General features: G+C 62.0%; 19 protein-coding genes. 6 read left to right on the plus strand and 13 right to left on the minus strand.

All coding sequences use genetic code 11. The features are described from left to right. Window positions 1-8 precede the first annotated feature (8 nt). Window positions 9-1,130 carry an aminoglycoside phosphotransferase family protein gene (locus HZ993_RS15340; protein ID WP_209393610.1) on the minus strand — a complete coding sequence of 374 codons (1,122 nt, stop codon included), beginning with the start codon at window positions 1,128-1,130 and terminating at the stop codon, window positions 9-11. Between the two features lie 68 nt (window positions 1,131-1,198). Between HZ993_RS15340 and HZ993_RS15345 the strand changes: the two genes are divergently transcribed. From HZ993_RS15345 to rsmA, 3 genes are read left to right on the plus strand one after another with little or no spacing between them, the layout of a single operon-like run. Then, window positions 1,199-3,649, plus strand: a complete 2,451-nt coding sequence (locus HZ993_RS15345) for an LPS-assembly protein LptD (protein ID WP_209393612.1) — start codon at window positions 1,199-1,201, stop codon at window positions 3,647-3,649. Window positions 3,650-3,655: 6 nt separating this feature from the next. Continuing rightward, window positions 3,656-4,963 (plus strand): peptidylprolyl isomerase, encoded by a 1,308-nt coding sequence (locus tag HZ993_RS15350; protein ID WP_209393613.1) that lies wholly within the window; start codon window positions 3,656-3,658, stop codon window positions 4,961-4,963. Then, on the plus strand, window positions 4,960-5,784 hold the full coding sequence (gene rsmA, locus HZ993_RS15355) for a 16S rRNA (adenine(1518)-N(6)/adenine(1519)-N(6))-dimethyltransferase RsmA (protein WP_209393615.1): 825 nt from the start codon (window positions 4,960-4,962) through the stop codon (window positions 5,782-5,784). The genes HZ993_RS15350 and rsmA overlap by 4 nt, the downstream gene beginning before the upstream one ends. Before the next feature lie 281 nt (window positions 5,785-6,065). Here the strand turns inward: rsmA and HZ993_RS15365 are convergent, their stop codons facing one another. From HZ993_RS15365 to HZ993_RS15375, 3 genes are all read right to left on the minus strand, one after another. Next, on the minus strand, window positions 6,066-6,467 hold the full coding sequence (locus HZ993_RS15365; RefSeq protein WP_209393617.1) for a barstar family protein: 402 nt from the start codon (window positions 6,465-6,467) through the stop codon (window positions 6,066-6,068). 35 nt (window positions 6,468-6,502) lie between these two features. Then, window positions 6,503-6,889: a ribonuclease domain-containing protein gene (locus tag HZ993_RS15370; protein WP_209393618.1), complete on the minus strand. Its 387-nt coding sequence runs from the start codon at window positions 6,887-6,889 to the stop codon at window positions 6,503-6,505. Window positions 6,890-7,041: 152 nt separating this feature from the next. Continuing rightward, window positions 7,042-9,399: an NADP-dependent malic enzyme gene (locus HZ993_RS15375; protein ID WP_209393619.1), complete on the minus strand. Its 2,358-nt coding sequence runs from the start codon at window positions 9,397-9,399 to the stop codon at window positions 7,042-7,044. Window positions 9,400-9,669: 270 nt separating this feature from the next. Between HZ993_RS15375 and HZ993_RS15380 the strand changes: the two genes are divergently transcribed. Then, complete coding sequence (locus HZ993_RS15380; RefSeq protein ID WP_209393621.1) at window positions 9,670-10,608, plus strand: cation diffusion facilitator family transporter; 939 nt, start codon at window positions 9,670-9,672, stop codon at window positions 10,606-10,608. A 10-nt stretch (window positions 10,609-10,618) separates the two neighbouring features. On the opposite strand, the gene lepB is transcribed toward HZ993_RS15380, so the two are convergent. Then, on the minus strand, window positions 10,619-11,287 hold the full coding sequence (lepB, locus tag HZ993_RS15385) for a signal peptidase I (RefSeq protein ID WP_209393622.1): 669 nt from the start codon (window positions 11,285-11,287) through the stop codon (window positions 10,619-10,621). Window positions 11,288-11,309: 22 nt separating this feature from the next. After that, on the minus strand, window positions 11,310-11,525 hold the full coding sequence (locus HZ993_RS15390) for a hypothetical protein (protein ID WP_209393623.1): 216 nt from the start codon (window positions 11,523-11,525) through the stop codon (window positions 11,310-11,312). Window positions 11,526-11,866: 341 nt separating this feature from the next. Here HZ993_RS15390 and HZ993_RS15395 point away from each other — a divergent pair, with 341 nt between their 5' ends. After that, window positions 11,867-12,220, plus strand: a complete 354-nt coding sequence (locus HZ993_RS15395) for a PspC domain-containing protein (protein ID WP_209393625.1) — start codon at window positions 11,867-11,869, stop codon at window positions 12,218-12,220. Here HZ993_RS15395 and HZ993_RS25100 read toward each other — a convergent pair. The 3 genes from HZ993_RS25100 to HZ993_RS15410 are packed head-to-tail and all read right to left on the minus strand — an operon-like array spanning window position 12,193 to window position 14,428. After that, entirely contained in the window at window positions 12,193-13,575 is a 1,383-nt protein-coding gene (locus HZ993_RS25100; protein ID WP_209393626.1) for a bifunctional diguanylate cyclase/phosphodiesterase, read from the minus strand. The genes HZ993_RS15395 and HZ993_RS25100 overlap by 28 nt on opposite strands. 44 nt (window positions 13,576-13,619) lie before the next feature. Next, on the minus strand, window positions 13,620-14,009 hold the full coding sequence (locus HZ993_RS15405; RefSeq protein WP_209393627.1) for a DUF4345 domain-containing protein: 390 nt from the start codon (window positions 14,007-14,009) through the stop codon (window positions 13,620-13,622). Continuing rightward, the gene (locus HZ993_RS15410) at window positions 14,006-14,428 is read right to left on the minus strand and encodes a hypothetical protein (protein WP_209393628.1); all 423 of its coding nucleotides are present in this window, start codon (window positions 14,426-14,428) and stop codon (window positions 14,006-14,008) included. Before HZ993_RS15410 ends, HZ993_RS15405 begins: the two co-directional genes overlap by 4 nt. 109 nt (window positions 14,429-14,537) lie before the next feature. Between HZ993_RS15410 and HZ993_RS15415 the strand changes: the two genes are divergently transcribed. Then, complete coding sequence (locus HZ993_RS15415; RefSeq protein WP_209393630.1) at window positions 14,538-15,161, plus strand: TetR/AcrR family transcriptional regulator; 624 nt, start codon at window positions 14,538-14,540, stop codon at window positions 15,159-15,161. A gap of 53 nt (window positions 15,162-15,214) precedes the next feature. Here the strand turns inward: HZ993_RS15415 and HZ993_RS15420 are convergent, their stop codons facing one another. The 4 genes from HZ993_RS15420 to HZ993_RS15435 all read right to left on the minus strand — a co-directional run bounded on the left by HZ993_RS15420 (window position 15,215) and on the right by HZ993_RS15435 (window position 19,922). Beyond that, entirely contained in the window at window positions 15,215-15,868 is a 654-nt protein-coding gene (locus HZ993_RS15420; protein ID WP_209393631.1) for a response regulator transcription factor, read from the minus strand. After that, window positions 15,831-17,813 carry a sensor histidine kinase gene (locus HZ993_RS15425; protein ID WP_209393633.1) on the minus strand — a complete coding sequence of 661 codons (1,983 nt, stop codon included), beginning with the start codon at window positions 17,811-17,813 and terminating at the stop codon, window positions 15,831-15,833. Before HZ993_RS15425 ends, HZ993_RS15420 begins: the two co-directional genes overlap by 38 nt. Before the next feature lie 37 nt (window positions 17,814-17,850). Next, window positions 17,851-18,528 carry a phytanoyl-CoA dioxygenase family protein gene (locus tag HZ993_RS15430; RefSeq protein WP_209393634.1) on the minus strand — a complete coding sequence of 226 codons (678 nt, stop codon included), beginning with the start codon at window positions 18,526-18,528 and terminating at the stop codon, window positions 17,851-17,853. An 86-nt stretch (window positions 18,529-18,614) separates the two neighbouring features. Continuing rightward, window positions 18,615-19,922, minus strand: coding sequence for a cytochrome c (locus HZ993_RS15435; protein WP_209393636.1), 1,308 nt, complete (start codon window positions 19,920-19,922; stop codon window positions 18,615-18,617). Window positions 19,923-19,939: the final 17 nt, after the last annotated feature.

Here is a 19,939-nt window from a genome sequence, read left to right on the forward strand (position 1 = left end):
GATTTTGCTTAAGTCCTGCCGTAGGCGAAGACATTGGGCACTTCGATGCCCTCAATACGTTCCACCAGACGCAGCAGGGGTTTGAGCTCCATGTAACGCCCGCAGGTGGCGCGGATGTAGGCAATAAAGCGTGGTGTGTCTTCCAGGTAACCCACTTTGCCGTCGCGGATGGACAGGCGCGCAAAAATGCCGGCAATCTTCAGGTGGCGCTGCAGGCCCATCCACTCCACACCCTTGTAAAACTCGCCAAAGTCGTCCCCCACCGGCAGGCCAGCCTTGCGGGCCTTAGACCAGTAACGGATGGTGACGTCCAGGCAGAAGTCTTCTTCCCAGCTCAGGAAGGCGTCGCGCAGCAGGCTGGCGATGTCATAGGTGATGGGGCCGTAGACGGCGTCCTGGAAGTCGAGCACACCCAGGCGGGTAGCCGAGGGTTTGCCGGGTACATGAGTGGCATCCTCTGAAACCATTAGGTTGCGGGGCATGAAGTCCCGGTGCATAAACACATTGGGCCAGGCCAGGGCGCTGTCGGCCAGGGCGGCAAACGACTTGTCCAGCACCTGGCGTTGTGCGGCATCCAGGTTGAACTTGCGGTATTCACCGACGTACCACTGGGGAAACAGCTCCAGCTCCCGCATCACAAAGGCGCGGTCATAGGGCGGCAACACGCCCTCGCGTGAGACCAGCTGCCACTGGATCAGTGTCTCCACGGCATCCAGGTACAGGCCCAACGGGGGCGGGTTATCGGGCTGGATCACATCCTTCATGGTGTGGGTGCCCAGGTCGGACAGCAGCATGAAGCCGTTGGCCTCGTCCCAGGCCAGCACCTCGGGCACCTTCAGCCCGGCCTGTGACATCAGTTCGGCCACGGCGACAAAGGGCTTGCACTCACCCTTGTCAGGCGGCGCGTCCATGATGATGCGGGTGGTCGGAGTGCCCGCCACCACGCTGTCCACCCGCAGGTAGCGGCGAAAACTGGCATCTGCCGAGGCCAGGCGCAGCGTGTTGGCGGCCAGCCCGTGGCTACCCTGTACGCTGGCGAACCAGGTGTCAAACAGGGCCTGGCGGGCGGGATCGGTCCACTGCGGCGCGTGCAGGGTGGTTGGGGGCAAAGTGCTGGGGATTGGGCTCATGGATAATCGATTCTACAAAGCCACCCAAGATCACCACTAGTGCCGCCTTCCATCCGTTATCTGCTGCCATGCGCCCACTGAGTTCGCGCGCGACCGGTCATCCCTTTGTGTTGTCCAAACTGGTGGTGCTGGTGGGATTGGCCTGCGCTGCCAGCGCGGTGCGGTCCCAAACACCCGTACCTGCGCCCGGGCCCGCGCCAGCACCCCGCCAACCCGCGGACGGGTCACTGCAACTCAAGTCCAGCGGACTGTTGCAAGACCCGCTGTCGCCCGAGCAGACCACCAAAGCCCCCATCTTCATGCAGGGCGACCGCATGTCCGGCCGCCCCGACCTAGAGACCGTGGTGGAAGGCAACGTGGTCCTGCGCAAGGCGGGCACCGTGATCAAGGCCGACCGGCTGGAATACGACCAGCCCAGCGACCAGGCCAAGGCCAGTGGCAACGTGCGTATCAACCGCAACGGCGATGTGTTTGAAGGCCCGCAGCTGGAGCTCAAGCTGGAGTCGTTTGAAGGTTTTGTGGAAGCGCCCCGTTATCACTTCCTGAAAAATGATGGCCAGGGCCAGGCTGACCGCGCCGAATTTATCGACGAGAGCCACACCGTCATCCACAACGCCAGCTACACCACCTGCCGGCGCAAGCCAGGCCCCGAGTGGTTGCCCGACTGGGTGTTGCGTGCCACACGCCTCAGCATGGACAGTGACGAGGATGTGGGCATTGCCGAGGGCGCGCTGCTGAGTTTCAAGGGCGTGCCGCTGTTGCCGATTCCGGCCATCAGCTTCCCCCTGTCGGACAAGCGTAAATCCGGCCTGTTGCCACCCACCATTGGGCTGGGTGGGGACAGCGGTCTGGAGCTGACGCTGCCCTACTACTGGAATATTGCGCCCAACCGCGACGCCACCCTGACGCCCACCATCATGACGCGCCGGGGTGTGGACCTGGGAGGGGAGTTCCGCTACCTGGAGCCCAACTACACCGGTGTGGCGCGCGCCAACTACATGCCCAGCGACAAGCTGACCGACTCGGATCGCTGGGGCCTGTCGTTCTTGCACAAAGGTGTGTTGGACACGGCACTGGGCCCGGTGGGCCTGGAGGCTAATGTCAACCGTGTCAGTGACGACAACTACTGGCGCGATTTCACCAGCAACGGCGCCATCGCCAATGCCATTGCCAACACCAGTGCCAGTGTGGGGGTGGCGGCCACTCCCCGGCTGTTGCCGTCGGGCCTGACAGCCACCTGGGGACTGGGTGCGTTCTCCAGTGCCATGCGGGTGCTGAAGTGGCAAACCCTGCAAGATGTCACCGCCCCCATCGTGCCGCCCTATGACCGGGTCCCCCAGTTGACGGCCCGGTATGCACAAACCAATGTGTTGGGACTGGATTGGTCACTGGACGGTGACTTTACCCAGTTTGAAGCCGACAGTAGCCGTACGTTGCAACCCAATACCCAGCGCGGCGTAGCCCTGCTGCAGGTCAGCCGCCCCTGGCTGGCTCCCGCGGGTCATGTAACCCCCAAGTTCCAGTTGCACGCCGCGGCGTACCAGTTTGACCGGCTGCTGGGCAATGGCTCACAAACGGCAGACAGCGTGGTACCCACCTTCAGCTTGGACAGTGGCTTGGTGTTTGAGCGCGACGCGCAGCTGTTTGGGCGCAAGCTGGTGCAAACCCTGGAGCCACGGGCTTTTTACGTCTACACGCCCTACCGCAACCAGAGCGCCCAGCCCAATTACGACACGGCCACCAACGACTTCAACTTTGCCACTATCTTCACGGAGAACGCCTTTGTCGGGCACGACAAAATCTCCGACAACAACCTGTTGACCCTGGGCCTTACCACGCGGTATCTGGACGCCGATACCGGCGGCCAGTTGGCGCGCTTTGGTGTGGCCCAGCGTTTGCGTTTCGACGAACAACGTGTGACCCTGAACGCGGCCGACGCCCCAGCGCAGGCCGGTTTCAGTGATGTGATGCTGGGCGCGTCGGTCAACCTGTCAGACCGCTGGTCGCTGGATTCCACCGTGCAGTACAACGGCAAAACCGACCGGTCCATCCGGTCTACGGCGGGCGTGCGTTACAACCCGGGTCATTACCGGGTGGTAAATGCGGCCTACCGCTTCCAGCGTGATGTCAGCGAGCAGGTGGATGTCAGTTGGCAGTGGCCGCTCAACAACCTGTGGGGCGACAAGGGGCAGGACCTAGGCCCTGGCCGTGGCCAGGGCGAAGGCCGCTACTACAGCGTGGGGCGGCTGAATTACAGTTTGAATGAGCGGCGGCTGGTCGACACGGTTTTGGGTGTCGAGTACGATGCGGGCTGCTGGCTGTCGCGGGTGTTGCTGGAGCGGACGCAGACCAGCAGTTCCACGGCAACCACCCGTGTCATGTTCCAGCTGGAGTTTGTCGGCTTTACCCGGTTGGGCTTGGGCGGAAACCCGATACAAACCCTGACCCAGAACATTTCACGCTACCAAAATTTGCGGGATTCAGGCGGCACGACCAGCCGCTTTAGCAACTACGATTGAGAGACCATGAATTTTCGAATCTGGGCAGCACCTGTCCTTGGCTTTTTTTGCAGTTTTATGGCCGTGGGTGTCAGCGCCCAAGCCGTGCAGCAGGCGGACTACATTGTGGCCGTGGTGAATTCCGAGCCCATTACCAACAGCGAGGTTCGCAATGCCCTGCAGCGCATCCTGAACGAGATTGCGGCACAGCGCCAGACCGCGCCGCCGGTAGAAGAATTACGCCGCCGTGTGCTGGAACGCCTGATCAACGAACGGGCGCAACTGCAGGTCGCGCTGGAGGCTGGTTTGCGGGTAGACGAATCCAATGTGGACCAGTCCGAGCAGGCCATTGCCCGCCAGAACCAGGTGGACGTGGCCGAGTTGCGTGCACGGGTGGTCAAGGACGGCATGACGGTGGGCCAGTTCCGCAAACAGCTGCGCGACCAGCTGTTGCTTGCGCGCCTGCACGAGCAACAGGTCGAAGGCCGCATCCGTATCTCCGAGGCGGATATTGACCGTGCGCTGGCGGAGCAAGGCGGCAGCGCAGACCCCATGGCGCAGGAAGTCAATCTGGGCCACCTATTGATAGCCGTGCCGGAAAAAGCCACCGCAGAGCAGTCTGCAAGCCTGCTGGCCCAAGCCCAAAAGGTGCTGGCCCGTATCCGTGCTGGTGAAAACTTTGCTGCGCTGGTGCAGGAGGTGTCAGCCGCGGACCGCGCCAATGGTGGCCAGCTGGGCCTGCGCCGTGCGGACCGTTACCCCCCCGCTTTTATCGCCGCCACACAAACGTTGGCAGTGGGCGAAGTGTCTGACATTGTGCGTACGGGTGCGGGGCTGCACATTCTGAAAGTGGTCGAGCGCAAGGCCGCTGCTGCACCCTCCAGGGCCATTGTTCAAAACCGTGCGCGGCACATTCTGCTGCGTACCGGTCCCGAATTGACACAGGCCGCTGCCGTCGCCAAGCTGGCCGATTTCAAACGCCGTATCGAGGCCAAAACGGCTACGTTTGCAGCTTTGGCGCGTGAACATTCACAAGATGGCAGCGCCCCCCAGGGCGGCGATTTGGGCTGGGTTGGACCTGGCGCTTTTGTGCCGGAGTTTGAAGAGCCCATGAACCGCCTGGCAGAGGGCCAGATCAGCCCGCCCGTGGTGTCACGTTTTGGTGTGCACCTGATTGAAGTGGTGGAGCGCCGCCGTGTGGAGATGAAGCCCGAAGAGGTGCGCGAGGCTATTCGGAATCAGTTGCGCGCTGCCCGTTACGATGCCGCGTTTGCCACCTGGGCCCAAGACATCCGTGGCAATGCATTCGTGGAGCTCCGCGAGCCACCCCAGTGAAACATATTGCGCGTAAACGCTTCGGCCAGCACTTCCTGACCGATGGCGGCATCATTGATGCGATCGTGGACGCTATTGCGCCCAAGCCTGGCCAGCGTATGGTGGAAATTGGCCCCGGCCTGGCGGCCTTGACCCAGCCCCTGGTGGAGCGCCTGGGGCACTTGACGGTGATCGAGCTGGACCGCGACCTGGCCGTGCGCCTGCGCCTGCATGGTCAACTCACCGTCATCGAGTCCGATGTCCTAAAAGTGGATTTTGCCCGCGTGCAGTCTGAATGGAGCGCTGCAAATTCAATAGCTAACACCGATGTCATTGGTGCTGCGTCCGACAAGTTGCGGGTCGTGGGCAACCTGCCCTACAACATCTCAACCCCCATCCTGTTCCATTTGCTGGATGCGGTAGACGCCATCGAAGACCAGCACTTCATGCTGCAAAAAGAGGTGATTGACCGCATGGTGGCGCAGCCTGCTACCGCGGCATTTGGCCGTTTGAGCGTGATGCTGCAGTGGCGTTATGCCATGGAAAACGTGCTGCTGGTGCCGCCCGAAAGTTTTGATCCACCACCCCGGGTCAACAGCGCGGTCGTCCGTATGCTGCCCCTGGCGCAACCGCCGGTGCTGGATGTGAAGCTGCTGAGTGAACTGGTGCAGGTGGCCTTTAGCCAGCGCCGCAAACTGCTGCGCAATACACTGGGTCGCTGGCTGGAGGAACGGGGATTCAGCGGAGACTTTGACGTGCAACGGCGAGCCGAAGAAGTGCCGGTGCCGGACTATGTGGCGCTGGTGCAGCACCCTAGTCTGGTCAAGGCTGCGCTGACCTGACCAGACCCCTCAGAACCGGGACACCGACATAAAAAAGCCCACCAACTTGGCGGGCTTTTTTTTGGGTGGGCAGTCTACCGCTTACGCAGCCGCTAACCAGTACCCCGAGTTGAAGGGGCTGCTCATGCGCAGCGCCAGTGGGGACACGTCCAATAATTTGTCGGTGGGCATCTTTTCGCCCGTTTCGGTTGCCATTTCGATACCTGCAATTGCTGCGGGTTGTGCGATGGTTCCGTTTGCCTCGTTCGCCCGTTCTGCTTGGCTGGTGTGTGCAGAACGGGCTACAGAAAAGAATAGAAGCATCGGAACGGAATCTTCCGGTCCCCCCAATAGTCTGCAGTGTCGCGGAAGATGTCGAGCAACTGCTCGCGTGCTTCCTTGTCGAACTTGGTGTTGGCGGGAATGTGCTCCAGCACGGCGATAAAGCCGGGCTGTGGGCCCGACTTGTGCACCGGGTCGGTCATGCTGTCGTACAAGGCGTCAAAGTTCTTGCCCACATGTGCGGGCAACTTGAATTGCTGGCCGATCATGTCCAGCACGTCCTGCTTGGTCTGTGCTTCTGCCAGGTTGGCATACAGGAAGTGGTGGCCCAGGCCTTGTGCAGCCTCCTGCAAATCCGGGACCCTGAAGGCCCGGATCGATTGAACGATATTCGTTCTGACTGTTCGAAGTGGCATATCCATTCCCGCTTCACTTTCTTAAAAGGTAAAAACTCGGCTCAAGGCACGATCTTGCGAAAACTCGCATAGTGATCGGCCGTGTAATAACAGGCATCCGGTGCAGTGGTTTGGCCACCGCACACAATTCGACGGGCGCCCCGGTTACGAGACCGGGGAGTCTTGACGGTGTACTCTCGGTAATAGCCGCGCTTGGCAGCCGGTAACAACCGCTCGCGGTTGCCAAAAACCGTACCGTCTTTTTCATACGGAAAAGGTCCACCTTGGCGTATCAACTGGTAGGTTTCGATGCCTTGCGGGGGCAATTGGTTCAATGCAACCGAAGCGTCGGTGGGATGTGATTCCCGGGCGTGAACAGCCCCCCATACTCCGGCTTGGACCAGCAAAATGCTGGTAAGCACTAACTTAGCTAAACCTCTGCGCACCATGAAACCTCTCAGGCTACTCCGGGTAAACCCGAAAAATCCAAGAGAGGGAGTGTCGCGTATTCCGACTGAAAAAGCAAGACCCTGCTTAAATATTAAGCAAAGATTTTGTAAATTTCTGTTTGGTAAGTGTGCGCAAACTTATCGAATAAGTCTTAACGTATGGCGTTTGCATCCGCCACGGTCAGGGCCGTCATATTTACAATGCGGCGTACGGTTGTACTGGCAGTGAGTACATGCACCGGTTTGGCGGCTCCCAGCAGCACGGGGCCAATCGCGATATTGCCACCGGCTGCGGTTTTCAGCAGGTTGTAGGCTATATTGGCCGCGTCGATGTTGGGTAACACCAGCAGGTTGGCGTCGCCATGCAAGGTGCTGTTGGGCATCAGTACCTTGCGTGCGGCGCCATCCAGCGCAACATCACCGTGCATTTCGCCGTCCACGTCCAACCAGGGCGCTTGCTCTTTCAACAGAGCCAGGGTCCTGCGCATCTTGATGGCGCTGGGCTCGTTACTGCTGCCGAAATTGGAATGGCTCAGCAACGCGGCCTTGGGCTTGAGGCCAAAACGCATCATTTCCTCGGCGGCCATCACGGTGATTTCGCACAGTTCTTCGGCCGTGGGATCGTAGTTGACGTGGGTGTCGACCAGAAAAACCTGGCGTCCGGGCAACATCAGGCCATTCATGCAGGCGTAGATTTGCACGTCTTGCGGGGTACTTGGGCTGCCGCCCTGGCGCTTGCCAATGACCTGGTCAATGTAGTGCAGGTGGATGGCCGTGGTGCCCCAGGTGCCGCAGATGAGGCCGTCTACATCGCCCTTGTGCAGCAACATGGAGCCAATCAGAGTGAGGCGTCGGCGCATCTCGATCTTGGCGACCTGGGCCGTGATGCCCTTGCGTTCGGTCATCTGGTGGTAGGTCTGCCAGAAGTCGCGGTAGCGGTGGTCCTGCTCCACGTTGACCACGTTGTAGTCCACACCTTCTTTCAGGCGTAGGCCAAACTTTTCGACCCGCTCGGCAATCACGCTGGGGCGGCCGATCAGGGTGGGCAGTGCAATGCCCTCGTCCACCACAATTTGTGCAGCGCGCAGGATGCGCTCTTCTTCACCTTCGGCATACGCGACGCGTTTCTTCAAGGCCTTCTTGGCCGCCGTGAAGATGGGCTTCATCGTGGTGCCAGACGCGTAGACAAAACTTTGCAGCCGCTCGCGGTAGGCGTCCATGTCGGCAATCGGGCGCAGGGCCACACCACTGTCGGCAGCAGCCTGGGCCACGGCCGGCGCAATCTTCATCATCAGGCGCGGGTCAAACGGCTTGGGTATCAGGTACTCCGGGCCAAACGCCAGTTGCTCGCCGGCATAAGCCATGGCCACCACTTCGCTTTGCTCGGCCTGGGCCAAGTCGGCAATGGCATGCACCGCGGCAATTTCCATCTCCACCGTGATGGTGGAGGCACCCGCATCCAGCGCACCGCGGAAGATGTAGGGGAAACACAGCACGTTGTTGACCTGGTTGGGGTAATCCGTGCGGCCGGTGGCCATGATGGCGTCGTCGCGCACAGCCTTGACCTCTTCCGGCAGAATTTCGGGCGTGGGGTTGGCAAGCGCAAAAATCAGCGGCTTTGTGGCCATGGTCTTGACCATGTCGGCCTTCAACACACCACCGGCGGACAGACCCAAAAAGATGTCGGCATCTGCGATGGCTTCGCGCAGGGTGCGCTGGCTGGTTTTCTGGGCGAATTGGGCCTTGTCTTCATCCATCAGCTCCACACGGCCTTCATAGACCAGACCGGCCAGGTCGGTGACCCAGATGTTTTCGCGCGGGATGCCCAGCTTGACCAGCAGGCTCAGGCAGGCCAATGCCGCAGCACCTGCGCCGGATGTGACCAGCTTGACCTGTTTGGGGTCTTTGCCCACCACCTTGAGACCGTTCAAAATGGCCGCGCCCACACAGATGGCCGTGCCGTGCTGGTCGTCGTGGAAGACCGGTATCTTCATACGCTCGCGCAGCTTGCGCTCTACGTAAAAGCAGTCGGGCGCCTTGATGTCTTCGAGGTTGATGCCACCAAAGGTTGGCTCCAGCGAGGCGATGATGTCCACCAGCTTGTCCAGGTCGTGTTTTTCGTCGATCTCCAGATCAAACACATCAATGCCGGCAAACTTCTTGAACAGAACACCCTTGCCCTCCATGACTGGCTTGGAGGCCAGCGGGCCAATGTCGCCTAGGCCCAGTACGGCCGTGCCATTGGTGATCACGGCGACCAGGTTGCCCCGGGCGGTGTACTTGTAGGCGTTGTTGGGGTCTTTGACAATTTCTTCGCAGGGGGCGGCTACGCCGGGCGAATAGGCCAGGGCCAGATCGTGCTGATTGAGCAACTGCTTGGTGGCGCTGACGGCGATTTTCCCCGGGACCGGAAACTCGTGGTACTCCAGTGCGGCTTGGCGCAGCTGGGCGCCTTTTTCCGCAGAATTGGAGACCGGTGGCTTGGGGGAAATCGGCGTCTGTTTTGGCATCTTGCTTCCTCGGCGGCGCCCGTCCGTGCGAAAGAAGGCGCATGGCCCGGTGCCCTGTTATGGGCTTTGCATTGTAGACCTGGGCGGTGTAGCGTGTTTGCAGGCTTCACCCGTATTTGCCACAAGTCAATGCAGAATGGGCATGAGATTATGCCGCGGCGTGGCGGAATGACTACAATAAAAAAGTGCCTCTAGCCCCCGTGATTTATGGCTCAATAGCTATCATATTTGTAGCATCTATTTCCCCCACTTCCACGTTAAGGCTTGCCCATGTCAAATCACTTGCTGAGCGAAGACAACGACAACAACGAAGACAGCGTGCAGACCGTCGCCGCCCGCGCGTCCGCGGCAAGGCGCACGACCTGGGTCAGTGTGGGTGTCAATCTGGTGTTGACCTGTGTGCAAATTGTGGTGGGTGTGTATGCCAAGTCCCAGGCGTTGATTGCCGACGGTATCCACTCCATGTCCGACCTGGTCGCCGATGGGGTGGTTTTGTTTGCCAGCTACCACAGCCAGAAAGACGCGGACCACGACCACCCCTACGGGCACCAGCGCTTTGAGACTGCGGCTTCGCTGGTGCTGGGCCTGTTGCTGCTGGGTGTTGGCGTGGGCATGTTGTGGTCTGCCTTGCACAAGCTGCAGTCACCCGAGAGTGTGCAGCAGGTCCATGTGATCGCCCTCTGGGTTGCGGGTGCAACCCTGGTCGCCAAGGAGCTGCTGTTTCGATACATGTTGCGGGTTGCCAAGCTGGTGCGCTCCAGCATGCTGGTGGCCAATGCCTGGCACGCGCGGTCGGACGCGGCGTCTTCTTTGGTAGTGGGTGTAGGGATTGTGGGCAACCTGGCGGGTAACCCGATATGGGACCCTATCGCTGCCTTGGTGGTGGGTCTGATGGTGACCAAGATGGGCTGGAGCTTCGCCTGGAGTGCCCTGCATGACCTGATGGACCGTGCAGCGGATGCGCAAGATGTAGACGCCATACGCCAAACCCTGGTGCAAACCCCAGGCGTCAGCGGCGTGCACGATGTGCGCACCCGCAAGATGGGTGACATGGTGGTGGTGGACGTGCACCTGGAGGTGGACGCGACTCTGACCGTAGAAGCGGGGCACGCCATCGCTGTGTTGGCCCGCCAGCGTGTCATGCAGCACCACCGCGTGCTCAATGTCATGACCCACGTGGACCCGTGGAAACGCCCCACCCCGGACTGAGGTGGAGCCGTTATTCAATACGCTGACCGGTACGCTCAAGTCGGGGCAACCAATCGTCTTTGATGGCGGCCGACACCACGATATGGTGTGCCTTGCCGACCAGCAGGTGGCGCGGCACAAAACCGATGTAGCGCGAATCGGCGCTGTTGTCGCGGTTGTCACCCAGGAAGAAATAATTGTCCTTGGGCACCACCAGGGGGCCGAAGTTGCGCTTCGCGCCCATCTCGGGCAAAAACTGCACCGTGCGTTCATTGCCCGCCACACGTTCGCGTATGCGCAGCGCAGACGTCGTAGCGCCGTTGTCCAGTCGCTCGGTGACCGCGTCGGGCCCCGAGTACTCGGCCACGGCGCCGTTGATGGTCAGCACCTCGTCGCGCATCTCTACTACATCACCCGGGAGTGCCACCAGGCGTTTGATCAGGCGGATACCGTCTGTGGGCGATGTGAAGGTGATGACATCGCCGCGTGCGGGATCGCCGGTGCTGAACAACGCCACATCACTGAGCGGCAGCTTGAAGTCATAGGCCACGCGGTTCACCAGGACTACGTCACCCTCCAGGATGTTGGGCCGCATGGAGCCCGTGGGTATCGGGTTCCAGTCCGCAATCGCAAGCCGGAAGAATCCAAAACAGATCAGAAATGCGATGAAGCCACGGTTCTGTTTGAGGAAGTTCTTCAAAGTGGGCTCCGGTGGGCGCGACTTACGCGCGGCGGCTGGAGATGACAACCGTATCCAAAGTCACGGCACGGGGTGTGATCTGGGTCTTGGCCACTTGTGTGCCCGCGTCGATGCTCTTATGCCCATTGCTTGCAACATGGTCAAAGCCCATCAGCATGCTTCCATGCAGTACGGCAAACGCGGTGGCAGCGATGGCGAAGGCGGTGATATTGAAACGGTTGGTAGCGGTGAAGGTCATGGTGAAACTCCGGTTGGTGTTGTGAGCTGGTCTTTGGGACCCGATGACCGAACTGTAAAAGCGCCCACTGCACCACGCCAGCGTCTTGCGACGTACTGCGCCCTGGCGCGAAGAAGTGCCGAAATCACGGACTAGGCTGCGCGCCACACCCCCACCCCGTCGACCCGCGCGCCCCATATCCGGTCTGTACCGCGGAATCTGCTACTGGTCGCACGGGGCTGGCATTACACCTACACACCACCTATTCTTGGCCCATCAAGCACTGCAGCCCACCGCAGTCTTGGTCACGGCCACCGGCCTGTGCCTGATGGTGTGGACACTGTGAAAGTAGAGGAAGCCCTATGACTTTGGCCCAAGAACTGGAAAATCTGGAGCAGATGCGCAACCGCGGTGCCCTGAGCGAGGCTGAGTTTGCGCAAGCGAAGGCGCGTTTGTTGCAAACGCCAGCTGCGCCGGCGTCGCGGCTCAATGCCACAGCACTCAATGGCTTGCGCCGTTCCCGCTCTGACCAATGGATAGGCGGGGTTTGCGGCGGCCTCGCACAATTCACCGGACTGGATGCCTGGCTGTGGCGCCTGCTGTTTGCATTGTTGGTGATACTGGCCGGTACCGGCGTCTTGTTCTACGTACTGATGTGGATTTTGGTCCCCCAGGAGCCCAACACCTATCACACGCCTATCTCAACCAACTCCTGAGCGGGCAGAGCGGGCACGGTTCCGGTGTTCAGCACATAGGCTTCAAAGGCCTCCGCCGGCACCGGCTTGCTGAACAGATAACCCTGGAAGAGGCGGCAGCCGTTTTGCACTAGAAACTGCTGCTGCCCTACCGTCTCCACGCCCTCGGCAATCACGGCAAAGTGCAGGCTGTCACCCAGGCCAATGACCATGCGGGCGATGGCGGCATCGTTGCTGTCGGTCAGGATGTCGCGCACAAAGGACTGGTCTATCTTCAACTGGTCCAGCGGCAGGCGCTTAAGGTAGTTGAGCGATGAATACCCGGTACCAAAATCATCCAGCGAGAAACCCACGCCCAAGGCCTTCAACTGGTCCATCTTGGTGATGATGTCTTCTATATCGTGCACCAGTGAACTCTCGGTCAGTTCCAGCTTTAGACGCCGCGGGTTCACACCGGTGCGCTCGATGACGGCTTGCACCTGCTGCACAAAGTTGGCCTGCTGGAACTGGCGCACGCTGACATTCACCGCCAGCGTCAAGCGATCCAGCCTGGGCTTGCCAGACCATTCCACCAACTGGGTGCAGGCGCTGCCCAGCACCCAGGCGCCTAGCGGCAAGATCAACCCGGTCTGCTCAGCCAGCGGGATGAATTCATCGGGTGGCACCAGGCCCAGCTTGGGGTGGCGCCAGCGCAGCAGGGCTTCTGCCCCCACCACATGTCCGTCGGCCGTCACCTGCGGCTGGTAGGTCAGAAAGAACTCGCCCCGCATCAGGCCCTTGCGCAGCGCCATTTCCATGGCGGAGTGTTCGGCCAGGTCCGCCACCATGACATGGACCAGGGCGTAGATGCCCAGCGCGGCAAAAAAATTGTTGACCCAGGTACCCCAGACCCGCATGCCGTCGGGCAGCGTGTAACCGCTGTCCAGCCCCACGGGCCAACTGGCCAGCACCACAAAACCGATGCAGCACACACCCGTTACCGTAAACCGCATGGCGGGGGTGTCGTCCCGCAAAAACACCAGGGCCGCGATCGCCAGGACAAGCAGAAAATTGTGGGTGGACCGCGGAGCCTGCGGGCTGGGCACGTCCAGCAGCAGGCAAACGCCACTGATGACAATGAACATGCTGATGACCAGCAGAAAAAACGCCATGCGGGTGCGTTTGTAGTGGGTCAAGACCGCAATAACAATGCCGACTGCCAGCATGAACAGATCCATGGTCACAATGGACCAGGCCGCTTTGCTGGTGAAGAAGGCCGCCCAGCCCAGCCCCAAGACGATCAGCAGCATGGAGCCGATCCACAACGTCATTTGCACGCGCCGCCGGTGCAGCTCTCTGCGTGGCGATCGGTTGGGGGTGTCGGGCGGTATGTGCATAGCAGGGCCGAAGCAGCACAGGCTAATGCCAGCCCCGCAGACCGTCAACTGTTTTGCACGACCCGGTGTTGCCAATAGACAAAAAGTGGCGCCCCCACTATCTCCAGCGCCGTGAATGCAATGAAGGGTGTCAGGGGCAGCCCCACACTGGCCATGGAGACCAGGCGACCTATGCCGCCCAGGAAAATCATCAACCATAGAACGCGGAACAGCACCGTCTGTTCGGAGATGCGTGGCACCAGCCACCAGCTGGCCAGCCCCAGGCCCAGCCACACCCCTGCCAGAAAGCGCATATTGCTGTCCAAGGTGGCATCTGCAGGCAGGTTCAGGCTGGCATACAGCGGGTCGTGTATGCCCATCATCTGCACCAAACCGGTGATGACCGGCACCGTGCCCATCAAGGCACTCACGATTTGCAGTGTGCGCTTGTTCATGGCAATACCACTGCAAAACCCAGACCCGCCGCGTACAAAACACTGGCCAGCGCAATGCCACGTTGGGGCACGCTGAACCAGTAGCGCTGCGCCAGGGCCAGGTAGGCCAGCAATACCCCCATGCCCAGGGCCAGCAGAAAGGGCGATTGCGCCAACACGGTCCAATGGACCAGCGCCAGATATCCCCACACCAAGGCAAACAGCATTGCACCCAGGCTGTGGCTGGCGTGGAACCCCTTGGCGGCGCGTGCCATCGTGGTCTGCCGCGAGATGACGGGAGACACCACGCGCAGGGCCTCGGTCACCATCGCATCCCGCGGGTCAAACTTGTTGCCATAAAAGGTGAAGACCAGGTGTGCACAACCCAGCAGGCCGACCACGGTCGCGCTGGCGATGATGAAGTACGGGGCGAGAACCATGGCAGCTCCTGTCAAAAGGGAAAGGTCGAATATGGCTGTGCAATCTTTACATGGGAAAGATTGTGTTTGAATTGTTGCACGCTTATCTTTCTCGTGTCAAGATAAGCCCATGATCCCAACTGCCAAACGCCAACCCCCCAAAAAAAGCCCCAAGCCGCCCCCCAAGGCCTACCACCACGGCAACCTGCGCGAAACCCTGCTGATGGCGGCCGAGGCCACACTCACCGAGCGCGGCGTGCAGGGCACCACGCTGCGCGAGGTGGCCAAGGCTGCGGGTGTGTCCCACGCCGCGCCCTACCACCACTTTGCCAGTCTGAATGACCTGCTGGCGGCGGTTGCCGAGCGCGGTTTTATTGCATTGGGTGATGCCATGGAACAGGCCACCGCCACAGCCGATACACGGGAGCGTCTGCTGCAGATCGCACAGGCCTATGTGGGCTGTGCCCGGGCCCAGCCTGCGCGTTTCAGGCTGATGTTTGCGCCCCAACTGAACCAAGGCGACGTCTACCCGGCGCTGAAGGCCGCATCCCACCGCGCTTTTGGTTTTCTGATGGCAGCGGCCAGCGCCCATGACCCGGTCAAAGGGCCAGAACTGGCGCTGTGCGGCTGGAGCCTGTCCCACGGCCTGAGCAACCTGTTGATCGACGGGGCGTTTGACACACTGCCCACACCCGTGGCCAACACCGACGCCCTGGTACGGCAGCTGGCAGCACGCGCGTTGGGTCCGCTCTAGTTCATGGCCCGCATCACCCACCGCTACCGCGAAGCTGGGCCTACCAGCCGACCTTAAGGCGTGGCGGCGATGTCGATGCCCGCCGTGCGCGCCTCGGCCAACAGCGTGGCCAGCTCGGCGGCCGAGTGCACGTTCAGCCGCTCAAAAATCTTGCGCCGGTGTTCTTCCACGGTGCGCACGCTGAGCTCCATCTTCCACGCAATGGTTTTGTTCAGCTCACCCGCGGCCACCAGGGGCATCAACCGCACCTGCTGGCGCGACAGGCCCTCGATGAGTTGGCGCAGCGCGTCCACACGGGCCATGCGCCCGTGCCACTGCACCTCGGCATTCAGCGCCTGGCGTATCAGCTGCACCAGGGCTTCATCGGCATACGGCTTTTCGGCGAAGCTGAATGCACCCCGGGCCATGGCGCCCACCGCCATGGGAATGTCACCATGCCCGCTCAAGAACAGCACCGGCATGCGTTTGTCCAGCCCTCGGCTGATCAGAGCCTCATGCACCTGCAAACCCGACAGCGGTTCCATACGCACATCCAACACAAATATGCCGCGCAGGGGCACGGTGGCCGCGTCAATTGCCGCCAGCAGCTCGGGGCCGCTGGCGTAAGAGGTCACCTCCAGATCGTGCTGACGCAGCAAAAACGCCAGGGAGGTGCGCACGCCTTCATCGTCATCGCATAGATAAATGGTGGGTTGCGTGGTTGTCATGGTGTGTCGCCTCATTTATTGTTTTATCGGGTGGCAGTGAAAAACTGAAGCAGGCGCCACCCCCTGCTGCATCCTGTGCATGCAATACCCCGCCGTGTGACTCCAGTATGGAGCGGCAAATCGCCAAGCCCAGGCCCGTGCCTTCCTTCTTGGTGGAGAAGAACGCTTCGGTCAGGGTTTCGATATCGCGCCCGCCCAGGCCCGGCCCGGTATCGCTGATGGCCACGGTAACCCAGCCCTGCGCACTGCCCAAGGGCGGGTTATGGCTGAGAAGGGTGTGCACCTGCAGGCTGCGCGGCGGCGGTGTTGCCGCCATGGCGTCGTTCGCATTGCGCAGCAGGTTGGTGATGACCTGCTCGATGCCGATGCGGTCCATACGCACGCGCGGCAGGCCAGCGTCCAGATCCAGTTGCACGCTGACACCTGCGCGTTTGAAATCCAGCTTCAGCAGCGCCACCGCGTCCGACACGATGGTGTTGATGTCGTGTGGCTCCAGCACCAGCTCGCGGCGTGCCAGGCGCTCACGGATGCGGTGCACGATGCCACCCGCTGCGGAAGCGTGGCGCGACAGGGCCTGGGCCGCCGCCAGCAGATCGGGCCGGGTGCCAGGTTGTTTCTCCAGCGCCTTGGCAATGCCCGCGCTGTAACTCACGATGCTGGTCAGTGGCTGGTTCAGTTCATGGGCCAGTGTGGACGCCACCTCGCCCAGGGTGGACAGACGGGCATGGTTGGACAAGACCTCACGCTGTTTGCGCTCCAACTCGGCCAGGCGTTTGCGTTCGGTTACATCCACGATGGAGCCCATCCACCCCACCTGCTGGCCCGCGCCATCCACCAGGGGGGATTCAAACACCACCACGTCCACCATGCGCCCATCGCGGTGGCGCCAGCGGGTCTCGTGGCCCACGCGTTGGGTGGGGTGGCTGGCTGCATCCTGCGGCGGGTGGGCCAGGTGGTCGAACTCCGGGTCGTGTTCCACCAACTCGTCCACCGAATAACCCACCATCTCGCAAAAGGTGCGGTTGGCAAACAGCAGGCGGCCATTCAGATCACGGGCGCGCAGGCCCACCAGGGCCGACTCCTCCAGCGACTGGCGCCACGCGGCCTCGTTGCGCCAGGCGGCTTCGGCCCGCGTGACCTGGCGCATCTGGCGACGCAGCAGCAGGGTGGCCACGCTGATCAGCACCAGAAAACCCACCAGCAAAATTACCGGCAGGGTGGTAAACCAGTGGGGCTGGCGCACACGTTGGGTCAGGCGCAGGCGGGCATCCGGTATGGCTTTGAACGGGGTCTCGTAGGTCTCACCCCGCGCCACGCGGCCCGGACTTTCGGTGGACACAATCACTTCGCCCAGGCCGCTGAGCAACTGCACTTCGTACTGTGCGGCCAGCCACCAGAAATCCTTGCTCTGTATCAGATCCGCCGGGTCGTAGCGGGCAATCAGCTGGCCCGTCTGCGGGTGGTGTTCGTCGCTGGTGGGGGCAATCAGGTGCAGCGAGATGCCCTGGGCCTGGGGCTGCGCTGGCACGCCCGGTCGCTGTTCGCGCCGGGCCTCGGCCACGATGCGCATGTCGGCATCCAGCCACACCACACTCAACCAGCGGCGGTCCAGACCGGCGGCAATCTCGGGTTGTATGGCCAGTTGTCGGTTGGGGTCGGCGCCGGCTGGCGGCAGGTGGGTGGCGGCGGCCCGCAGCTTGACCGCCTCGGTTTCCAGCCGCGCCGCCAGCTGCGCCTCCAGGCTCAGCGTGTCGGCCACCACCGACTGGCGCAGGGCCTCGCGCTCCAGCGTGTCGTTCTCTTGTGCCCATGCCACCACCAAGGCGGTGAAGAGTATGGACAGCAGCAGCGGTGCCTCCCACAAAAACCGGCTCCAGCGCGACAAACCAGCCGAAGGCGGTGCCGCCCCATGGTGGGTGTGGTGGGCGATGGCGGGGGTGCTCATGGGGCGAGTCTACTGAAGCGGGCTTGCGCCGGTTAGATCACACCGCGTCCTGCCAGGCCAGACCCAGGGGCAGTGCTGCTGGGCCGAACAGAAAATGCAGCACCCGCCGCTGGCTGCTCCCCGTGGATTTGGACGAGGCATGCAGCAGCAGCGGGCGCATTATCAAGACCCCGCCGCGGGCCACCGTGCACACCTGTTCGGTGTGCGTCTGGCGTGCCGCAGCGGCGGCCTCCGTGTCGAGCATGCCCAGGCGGTGTGAACCGGCGAGCACACGCAAGGCCCCGTCATTGGCCGTGCAGGTGTCAATGTGCACACGCACAGCGATGAGCTGTTGCAACAGCGTGCTGGGCGGCTGCACAAACAAAGCCCCTTCCTTTTCAGACCAAGGGCCCAGGCTGGGGTGGTCTACCCGGTGGGCCACCGGGATGCTGAGGTCCTGGTGCAACGGGACCAGCCAGTTGCGCGTGGCAGATTTTTCAAAGTAGGTGCATTGCACCGCCACCATGTCTGGCGTGAGCAGTGGTGACAGTAGCGGGTGTTGTCGAAGTTTGGCTGCCAGTGCGCGGCACCAGGCATGTTGCATCAGCTTGCGTGTGCCACCCGACGCCGATGCGCCGCGCGCCGCTTGTTCGGCAAGGGTGTCGCATTCGGCATCACTTAAAACGGGGGCAAGGACCGCAAAACCATGCGCAGTGATCTGTTGGGATATGGACATGTCAACGTACATGCTGCGGCACTGTATGTGCTATTGCGCTACAAAACATATAGCTAACAAAGTCCATTCTACGGGGGCTATGGCCACTATTGGTTCTGCATAACTTCAAGCGGAGACACCGGGCTGGCTGCGTTGCCCCAGGCGTGGCGGATGTAGGTGAGCACCGCGGCGATCTGCGGGCCGTCCAGCGTCTGCTGGAAAGGTGGCATGCCAAAGGGCCGGGGGTTGCCGGCGGTGGCGGGGGCAAAGCCGCCGTGCAACACGGTCTGCACCAGGTTGGCGGGTGTTTCCAGGGTGACGACGCGGTTGCCGGCCAACGCCGGGTAGGCGCCTTTGGCGCCCTGGCCTTCGTTGCCGTGGCATTGTGCGCAGTGGTCTTTGTAGAGGGTGGCACCGGTGCTGAGCTGGGCCGACTCGGGCGCCTTGGCCAGCGCCGCCGCATGGGACTGTTGTGGCAAAGCCTTCAGGTACACGGCCATGGCCTGCAGGTCGGCGTTGTTGAGGTATTGCGTGCTGCGCAGCACCACCTCGGCCATGGGTCCCATGGTGCTGCCGCGGGGGGATGTGCCGGTCTGCAGCAGGGCCACCACATCTTGTGTGGCCCAGTCGGCCACGCCCGCTTCGCGGCTGGATGCCAGCGACGGGGCATACCAGTGCTGCATGGGGATTGCGCCGCCCTGCAGGGCCAGTTCACTTCGGCTGGCACCCAACAGGTTGCGCCCGGCATGGCAGGCAGCGCAGTGGCCCAGGCCGCGCACCAGGTAGGCGCCGCGGTTCCATTCTTCGGTCTGTGTGGGCTCGGGCGCAAACTCGCCCGCCCGGAAAAACAGCGCCCGCCACACGGCCAATGCCGCCTGGCTGTTGTACGGAAAGGCCAGTTCGTGCGGCCGGTTGGCCTGCGCCACCGCCGGCAGGCTGCGCAGGTAGGCGAACAGCGCGTCGCTGTCGGCGCGGCTGACTTGTGTGTAGCTGGTGTAGGGGAAGACCGGGTACAACAAACGCCCATCCATCGAGCGCCCGTGGTGCATGGCGCGCCAGAAGGCGGCCGGTGTCCAGCGGCCCAGGCCAGTCTGTGCGTCGGGTGTGAGGTTGCTGGCGTACACCGTGCCAAACGGTGTGGCAATACCCAGGCCGCCTGCATAGTCGGCTCCGCCACGCGCGGTGTGGCAACCGGCGCAGTTGCCGGCGCGGGCCAGGTAGGCACCCTGGGCGATGTGTTGCGGCGTGGCGGTGAAGGGCACGCTGGTGCTCGCAAGGATGTCCGCCTCGCCGCGCACATTGAGCCAGGCGACGAGCGCGGTTGTGGCCAGCAAGAACACCAGCAAGACCAGCAGGCGGCGGGGCCACCGGCGTGGCGGTTGCAAACGGGTCGGGGCGGAAGCGGTTGGTTGCATGGTGGAGGGCATTTCCA

The sequence above is a fragment of the Rhodoferax sp. AJA081-3 genome, assembly GCF_017798165.1.
In the GTDB taxonomy this organism is placed as follows: domain Bacteria; phylum Pseudomonadota; class Gammaproteobacteria; order Burkholderiales; family Burkholderiaceae_C; genus Allorhodoferax.